Genomic DNA, 8,064 nt, shown 5'->3' on the forward strand with positions numbered 1-8,064 from the left:
CCACCGACGCCCGCAACTACCTCCACAACGCCCTCTCCACCAACAGCCGCACCACCCTCAACCACACCAAAACCCACGCCGAAAACACCCACTGACATGAGAAGGGACCACAGGGACACCGCCGCGGACGCCCTCCTCACCACCGACGTCCTCGTGGTCGGCGCCGGCCCCGCCGGCCTGATGCTCGCCTGTGAGCTCAGAACCGGCGGGGCCGACGTGCTCGTGCTCGACCAGCGCCCCGGCCCGACCACCGAATCCCGGGCCTCCACCCTGCACGCGCGCACCATGGAGATCTTCGACTCCCGCGGGCTGCTGGAAGAACTGACCACCGTGCCCCGCGATCCGAAGGGCCACTTCGGAGGCATCGGCCTCGACCTCACGCTGCCCAGCTCCCACCCGGGCCAGTGGAAGGTCCCGCAAGGGCGGACGGAGGAACTCCTCCAGGGGAGGGCGGTAGCGCTCGGCGCCGTACTGCTCCGGCGCCACCAGCTCGTCGCGCTGAGCGAGGGACCCGACGACGTCACCGCGGAGGCGCTGGGTCCCGGTGGCCCGGTCCGGATCACCGCCCGCCATCTCGTCGGCTGCGACGGTGAGGACAGCACCGTACGGCGCCTGATCGGTGCCGAGTTTCCCGGCCGCGACGCCGAGCGCGAACTGCTGCGCGCGGACGTTTCCGGGATCGACACCCCCGACCGGCGCTTCCAACGGCTGCCCGAGGGCCTCGCCATCTCCGCCACCCGGGACGCGATCACGCGCGTGATGGTGCACGAGTTCGGCCGTCCGGCCCAACAGCGTTCCGGCGCGCCGGAGTTCGCGGAGATCGTGGACGCCTGGCAGCGGGTCACCGGCGAGGACATCAGCCACGGCACACCGCTGTGGGTCAACGCGTTCGGCGACGCCAACCGGCAGCTCGCCCGCTACCTGCACGGCCGGATCCTCTTCGCGGGCGACGCCGCGCACCAGCAGATGCCCAGCGGCGGGCAGGCCCTCAACCTGGGCGTGCAGGACGCGTTCAACCTCGGCTGGAAACTCGCCGCCGAGGTCCGCGGCGACGCACCCGAGGGCCTGCTGGACAGCTACCACACCGAACGCCACGCCGTCGGCGCCGCCGTCCTCGCCAACATCCGGGCCCAGGCCCAACTGCTGCTCGGCGGACCGGAGACCGAGCCGGTACGCGCTGTGCTCGCGGAGCTGATCGCTCTGGACGGCGTACGGGCCCATCTGGCGGGGATGATCAGCGGGCTCGGCATCCGCTACGACGTGGCTGACACCGACGGCGGCCACCCGCTCCTCGGTCGCCGCCTGCCGCCCGCCGCGCTCGAACTCGTCGGCGGCGGCACTACCACCACGGCGGAACTGCTGCGCGGCGGACGCGGGTTGCTCCTGTGTCTCGGCGCGGATCCCGGCCCGGACCGGGGACCGTGGTCGGAGCACCGGGTCGACCTGGTCGGCGCACGCCCCGCGCCCGACGCGCCGCTGCGCGCCGGGGACACGCTCCTGGTCCGGCCGGACGGCCATGTCTGCTGGGCCGCCGGCCCGGACGACACCGGCGCCTCCACCGACTTCGACGGGCTGCGCATCGCGCTCCGCCGGTGGTTCCCCGCGCCCGCCGCCCCCGCCCCGCAGCACACCACCGAAAACGTCGTACCAGTCGCCGCCCGCTGAGGGCGCCGGATACGAGGAAGGCACAGGTATACCCATGGATGCCGACGTCATCGACGCGGACGTCATCATTGTCGGCGCAGGACCGACCGGCCTGATGCTGGCCGGGGAACTGCGGCTCGGCGGGGCGGACGTCATCGTCGCCGAGCGCCTGGAACGACCCACCGGCCAGTCCCGCGGCCTCGGCTTCACCGCCCGCGCCCTGGAGTCCTTCGAACAGCGCGGACTCGTACCCCGCTTCGGCGGACTGGAGATCAGCCCCATGGGGCACTTCGGCGGGGTGCAGTTCGACTACTCCGTACTGGAGGACGCCCACTTCGGGGCGCGCGGCATTCCGCAGTCCAAGACCGAGGCGGTGTTGGAGGAGTGGGCCGGGGAACTGGGCGCCGACATCCGGCGAGGCTGGGAGTTCCAGGGCCTCGCGCAGGACAGCGCGGGAGTCACCGTCACACTGGACACGCCCGAAGGCGAACAGCGGCTGCGGGCGCGCTACTTGGTGGGTACCGACGGCGGACAGAGCCCGGTCCGCAAGGCGGGCGGCTTCTCCTTCCCGGGCACGGACGCGACCCGCGGTATGTACCTGGCCGATGTCGTCGGCTGCGCGATACCGCCGCGGTTCCTCGGTGAGCGGGTGCCGGCAGGCATGGTGATGGCCGCGCCGCTCGCCGCGGGTGTGGACCGCATCATCATCTGCGAGCACGGCGCCCCGCCCACCGACCGCAGCGCGGTACCCGACTTCGCCGAGGTGGCGGCGGCCTGGCAGCGGCTGACCGGCGAGGACATCTCGGGTGGTGGCGCCGACTGGGTCAGCTCGTTCACGGACGCCACCCGGCAGGCGAGTGAGTACCGGCGCGGGCGGGTGCTGCTGGCCGGCGACGCCGCCCACATCCACCTGCCGGCCGCCGGTCAGGGCCTGAGTACCGGCGTCCAGGACGCCGTCAACCTGGGCTGGAAGCTGGCTGCCGTCGTCCGGGGCCGCGCCCCGGAAGACCTGCTCGACACCTATCACAGCGAGCGCCACGCGGCCGGGGCCCGGCTGCTCACCAACACCCTGGCGCAGGGCACGGTCTTCCTCGGCGGCGAGGACTCGGAGCCGCTGCGGGCGATGTTCGCCGAACTCATCGGGCTGGACTCGGTCAAGCGGTTCCTCGCCGGGGTGGTCAGCCACCTCGACGTCCGCTACGACGTCGGTGACGGCGACCACCCGCTGCTCGGCCGCCGACTGCCCCCGCGCGTCCTCACCACGGCGGACGGACCGGTCGGCACCGCCGAACTGCTGCACTCCGCGCGGGGCGTCCTCCTGGACCTGGGAGACGACCCCGCGGTGCGCGAGGCGGCGGCCGGTTGGAAGGACCGGGTGCTCACGGTCACCGCGGTGCCGAAGGAACCGGAGATCTTCGCGGGAGCCACGGCCGTACTGGTGCGCCCCGACGGTTACGTCGCCCTGGCGGGGAAGGACCCGTCGGGACTCGTCCCGGCGCTCAACCGCTGGTTCGGGCCGCCCGCGTGAATTGCCTGACCTGCGGGGCGGCCGCCCCGGGCCTCGGCGACGGCGCCCGGCGGCCGCCCCCGGCCCGACGTCGCAGACCACACAGTCGCTGCGTCATCCGCACTCCACGTCCGTCCGACGTCATTCCCCGCCCGTCGCAGGAGGAGAACATGAGCCCCGTCCAGTCCGCCGGCCCTCGGGGCACCCCGTGAGTGTCACCGCCGCCACCCTCGTTCCGACGGGGATGTCCCCCGGAGTGCGACCGGTCGTCCTGGAAGCGGGCCCCTGCCGCTTGTCCGCCCTCGTATCCCAGCCGCAGGGCGCACCTCGCGCGACCGTCGTCGCCGTGCACGGCGGCGGCATGCGCGCCGGCTACTTCGACGGTCAGGCCCATCCCGATGTGTCCCTTCTCTCGCTCGGCGCACGCCTCGGCTACAACGTCGTCGCGATCGACCGGCCCGGCTACGGCCTGTCCGCCGCGCACCTGCCGAACGGCCAGGGCCTGTCCGGGCAGTCCGCCTCACTGCGGGTCGCGATCACACACCTGGCCGACCGGATCGACACCGGCGCCGGAGTGTTCCTGCTCGCCCACTCGTTCGGCGGCAAACTGGCACTGACTTACGCCGCGGAACACGGCCGGGACGCCACGCCGCCCCGTCTGCTCGGACTGGACGTCTCCGGCTGCGGCCGGGACTACGCCGTCGCCCCCGACGGGCGGAGCGATCCCCACCGGGACGGCCAGTGGAAGCGGAACTGGGGCGCCCTGCGCTTCTACCCGCCCAACACCTTCCGCGATGCCGCGGCCCTCGTCGCCCCCATGCCCGCCCAGGAGGTGGCCGAGGCGGCGCGCTGGCCTCAGAGCTTCACCGCTGCCGCCGCCCGCGTGACGGTACCGGTCCGGCTCACCTTCGCGGAGTACGAGTGGTGGTGGCGGCACGCCGACGAGGACCTCGCGGAGCTCGCCGGTCTGTTCACCGAAGCACCGTTCGTCAACGTCGACCGGCAGCCGGGCGCGGGCCACAACATCAGCCTCGGCTGGACCGCACGTTCCTACCATCTGCGCGCCCTGGCATTCCTCGAGGAGTGCCTGGCCCGTACCGACTCAGGCATCTGACGACGTAGCAGCGCATCGGCGACCCGACCGGGCAGACCACGAAGGCGAGGCATTCCACCCATGATGGACAAGACCCGCCCCCGCCCCCGCGCCCTGCGCTCACTCGCCGTACGGAACTTCCGTCTGTTCGCCGCCGGCCAGGTGGTGTCCGTGGCAGGCACCTGGATGATGGTCGTGTCCCAGGACTGGCTCGTCCTGGACATGACCGGGGAGTCCGCCACCGCCCTCGGCACCCTGACCGCGCTGCAGTTCACCCCGATGCTCCTGCTGACCCTGTACGGCGGCCGGCTCGCGGACCGCTATGACAAGCGGCTGCTGCTCACCCTCGCCAACGCCGTCTCCGCCGTCCTGGCCCTCGCCCTGGCGGTGCTCGTCCTGGCCGACGTGGTGCAGGTGTGGCACCTGTACCTGTTCGCGCTCGCGCTCGGCACGGTCAACGCCGTCGAGGTGCCCGCCCGGATGGCGTTCGTCAGCGAGCTGGTGGGCCCCGAACTGCTGCCCAACGCCTCGGCGTTGAGCGCCGCGTACTTCAACATCGCCCGGGTCGTCGGGCCGGCCGTCGCCGGTCTGCTCATCTCCGCTGTCGAGACCGGACCGGTCATGGCGCTCAACGCGCTCAGCTATCTGGGGACCTTGGTGGGTCTGCGTCTGATGCGGCCGGGGGAATTGATCCGGGCCGGGCGTTCGGAGCGCGCCTCCGGCGTGGTGGACGGACTGCGGTACGTCCGCACCCGGCCCGACCTGATGCTGGTACTGGGTCTGCTCGCCGCCGTCGGCCTGTTCGGGTTCAACTTCCAGCTCACCCTGCCGTTGCTCGCCAGGACCGTCTTCCACGCGGACGCGACGGCGTTCGGGCTGTTCACCACCGTCTTCGCGGCGGGCTCACTGCTCGGCGCGTTCGCGGCGACCGGGCGCAGCTCCAGGCCCGCCGGCCGGACGGTCATGGTCTCCGCGCTGCTGTTCGGCCTGGTGGAGGCTGCGTCCGGGTTCGCACCGGACTACGCCTCGGCGGCCGTGCTGCTCGCCCTGACCGGATTCGTCGCCATCTACTTCACCCAGGCCGCCAACCACCATGTCCAGCTCGGCAGCGACCCGAGGTTCAGGGGCCGGGTGCTGGCCCTCTACACGCTGATCCTCCAGGGGCTCACCCCGCTCGGAGCGCTGCTCGTCGGCTGGCTCGCGGACCGCTACGGCGCCCGCTCCGGGCTGTGGGCCGGAGGCGCCGCCTCGTTCGCGGCGGCGTTCGCGGCCCTGTCCGTGGAGCGGCTGCGAGGGCACCGGCGGCGACGGACGGCCGCGGCCGCCGGTACGGCCGCCGACAGTCTTCCCTCACCCTCCCGGGCCGCGGGCCGGCCATGACCTACCGCGGGACCGTCCCGCCCCGATGACAAGGAACGCCATGACAGACATCGCGCCCACCACGGTGCTCGGGCAGTTTCCGGACCTGTCCGAGCTACGGGCCATGAGCCCGGCCTCCCGCACCGCCGTCCTCGTCCAGTGCCTACGCCTCCACCTCGACCAGATCCTCCATGTGCCCCCCGCCCACCGCACCGGATCCGAACGGCCTCTGCGCAGCCAGGGGTTGGACCGGCTGGACGCCCTGCGCCTGTCCCGCGGACTCCGCCGGGACCTGGGCACCGAGATATCGGCGCAGGCACTCCTCGACGGCAGTGTCGCCGAACTCGCCGCCCTGTTGTCCGCGCGTCTGGCTCCCGGGCCGTCGGGGCCCGCGGGCGCCGCGTGACGGCCGCCACCATCCACGTACTGACGACCATGGACAGGAGCACGTCCCATGCCCCCTGCGGCAACCGACTCACTGACCACGCGGATCACCGAACTCCAGGACCGCAAGGACGAGGCCCGGCACGGCACAGACCCCGCGGCCACCGAACGCCAGCACGGCAAGGGCAAACTGACCGCCCACGAACGCATCGCGCTGCTGCTGGACAAGGGCAGCTTCTCCGAGGTGGAGGCACTGCGCCGGCATCGGGCCACCGGGTTCGGACTGGAGAACAAGAAGCCCTATGGCGACGGTGTCGTCACCGGCTGGGGCACCGTCGAGGGCCGTACGGTCTTCGTCTACGCCCATGACTTCCGCGTCTTCGGCGGTGCGCTGGGCGAGGCCCACGCCGCCAAGATTCACAAGATCATGGACATGGCCATCGCGGCCGGGGCGCCGCTGGTCTCCCTCAATGACGGTGCGGGAGCCCGTATCCAGGAGGGCGTGTCCGCGCTCGCCGGGTACGGCGGCATCTTCCAGCGCAACACCCGCGCCTCCGGTGTCATCCCGCAGATCAGCGTGATGCTCGGCCCCTGCGCGGGCGGCGCGGCCTACAGCCCCGCCCTCACCGACTTCGTGTTCATGGTCCGTGACATCTCCCAGATGTTCATCACCGGCCCGGACGTCGTCAAGGCGGTGACGGGCGAGGAGATCACCCAGAACGGCCTCGGCGGCGCCGACGTACACGCCGAGACGTCCGGCGTCGCGCACTTCGTGCACGACGACGAGGAGAGCTGCCTGGCCGACGTCCGCCATCTCCTTTCGCTGCTGCCCTCCAACAACCGTGAACTGCCGCCCGCCGTCAACACCTCCGACCCCGCCGACCGTCCGGGAGACGCGCTCGCGGACCTGGTCCCCTTCGACGGCAACCGCTCCTACGACATGAGGGCGGTGATCGAGGAGATCGTCGACGACGGCGACTTCATGGAGGTGCACGCGGCCTGGGCGCAGAACATCGTCTGCGGGCTGGCCCGCGTCGACGGCCACACCGTCGGCGTCGTGGCCAACCAGCCCGTGGCGATGGCGGGCGTCCTGGACATCAAGGCGAGCGAGAAGGGCGCGCGCTTCGTGCAGTTCTGCGACGCGTTCAACATCCCCCTGGTCACCCTCGTGGACGTGCCGGGCTTCCTGCCGGGTGTCGACCAGGAGCACGAGGGCATCATCCGGCGCGGTGCCAAACTGCTGTACGCGTACTGCAACGCGACCGTCCCCAGGGTCTCGGTCGTGCTGCGCAAGGCGTACGGCGGCGCTTACATCGTGATGGACTCGCGCTCCATCGGGGCGGACATCGCGCTGGCCTGGCCGACCAACGAGATCGCGGTGATGGGGGCGGAGGGAGCCGCCAACGTGGTCTTCCGCCGCGAGATCGCCGCGGCCGACGACGCGGATGCCATGCGCCAGGAGAAGATCGACCAGTACAAGCGGGAACTCGTCCACCCGTACTACGCCGCCGAGCGCGGCCTTCTCGACGATGTCATCGCCCCCGAGGACACCCGGGCCGTCCTGGCCCGCTCCTTGTCGATGCTGATCGCCAAACACGCCGACCTGCCGCGCCGCAAGCACGGCAACCCGCCACAGTGAGCCCGAAACCAGCCATGGAGAAGCAGACATGACGGACCCACAGATCGAGCAGCTGGTGCGTGTCGTCCAGGGAAGCGTCTCCCCGGAGGAACTCGCGGCACTGACCGTGGTCCTGATGGTGCGAGCCGCGGGGGCGGGTGCCGTCCCGGACGACCTGGCGCGACGTCAGCAGGCCGTCGCGCTCTGGCGCCGGCCGGAGCGCGTCGCCGGATTCGACGGGCCCCGCACCTGGCGGAACGCCGAACGGCCGACCCCGCGCGCCGCCTGAACGGCCGGTGCGTCACGACGGAGGAGGGGCCGGGGAAATCCCCGGCCCCTCCTCCGTCGATTTGTGTCAGTGGGTTCAGTGGGTGTTTTCGGCGTGGGTTTTGGTGTGGTTGAGGGTGGTGCGGCTGTTGGTGGAGAGGGCGTTGTGGAGGTAGTTGCGGGCGTCGGTGG

Annotated in this window: 7 protein-coding genes; all 7 read left to right on the plus strand. The window is 71.9% G+C overall.

Translation table 11 applies throughout. The features are described 5' to 3' along the window. The first annotated feature begins 96 nt into the window (after positions 1-96). The 7 genes from ACFYPC_RS36920 to ACFYPC_RS36950 all read left to right on the plus strand — a co-directional run bounded on the left by ACFYPC_RS36920 (position 97) and on the right by ACFYPC_RS36950 (position 7,894). Positions 97-1,665: an FAD-dependent monooxygenase gene (locus ACFYPC_RS36920; RefSeq protein WP_391891722.1), complete on the plus strand. Its 1,569-nt coding sequence runs from the start codon at positions 97-99 to the stop codon at positions 1,663-1,665. 34 nt (positions 1,666-1,699) lie between these two features. After that, on the plus strand, positions 1,700-3,172 hold the full coding sequence (locus ACFYPC_RS36925) for an FAD-dependent monooxygenase (protein ID WP_391891723.1): 1,473 nt from the start codon (positions 1,700-1,702) through the stop codon (positions 3,170-3,172). 223 nt (positions 3,173-3,395) lie between these two features. Next, the gene (locus ACFYPC_RS36930) at positions 3,396-4,265 is read left to right on the plus strand and encodes an alpha/beta hydrolase (protein ID WP_391891728.1); all 870 of its coding nucleotides are present in this window, start codon (positions 3,396-3,398) and stop codon (positions 4,263-4,265) included. 60 nt (positions 4,266-4,325) lie between these two features. Further along, a complete protein-coding gene (locus tag ACFYPC_RS36935) occupies positions 4,326-5,624 on the plus strand; it encodes an MFS transporter (protein WP_391891724.1) in 1,299 nt (432 codons plus the stop codon). 40 nt (positions 5,625-5,664) lie between these two features. Then, entirely contained in the window at positions 5,665-6,009 is a 345-nt protein-coding gene (locus tag ACFYPC_RS36940; RefSeq protein WP_391891725.1) for an acyl carrier protein, read from the plus strand. Between the two features lie 48 nt (positions 6,010-6,057). After that, entirely contained in the window at positions 6,058-7,626 is a 1,569-nt protein-coding gene (locus tag ACFYPC_RS36945) for an acyl-CoA carboxylase subunit beta (RefSeq protein WP_391891726.1), read from the plus strand. Between the two features lie 28 nt (positions 7,627-7,654). Continuing rightward, the gene (locus tag ACFYPC_RS36950) at positions 7,655-7,894 is read left to right on the plus strand and encodes an acyl-CoA carboxylase subunit epsilon (RefSeq protein ID WP_391891727.1); all 240 of its coding nucleotides are present in this window, start codon (positions 7,655-7,657) and stop codon (positions 7,892-7,894) included. Positions 7,895-8,064 lie beyond the last annotated feature (170 nt).

It is taken from the genome of Streptomyces sp. NPDC005808, from assembly GCF_042871385.1.
Classification (GTDB): Bacteria; Actinomycetota; Actinomycetes; order Streptomycetales; family Streptomycetaceae; genus Streptomyces.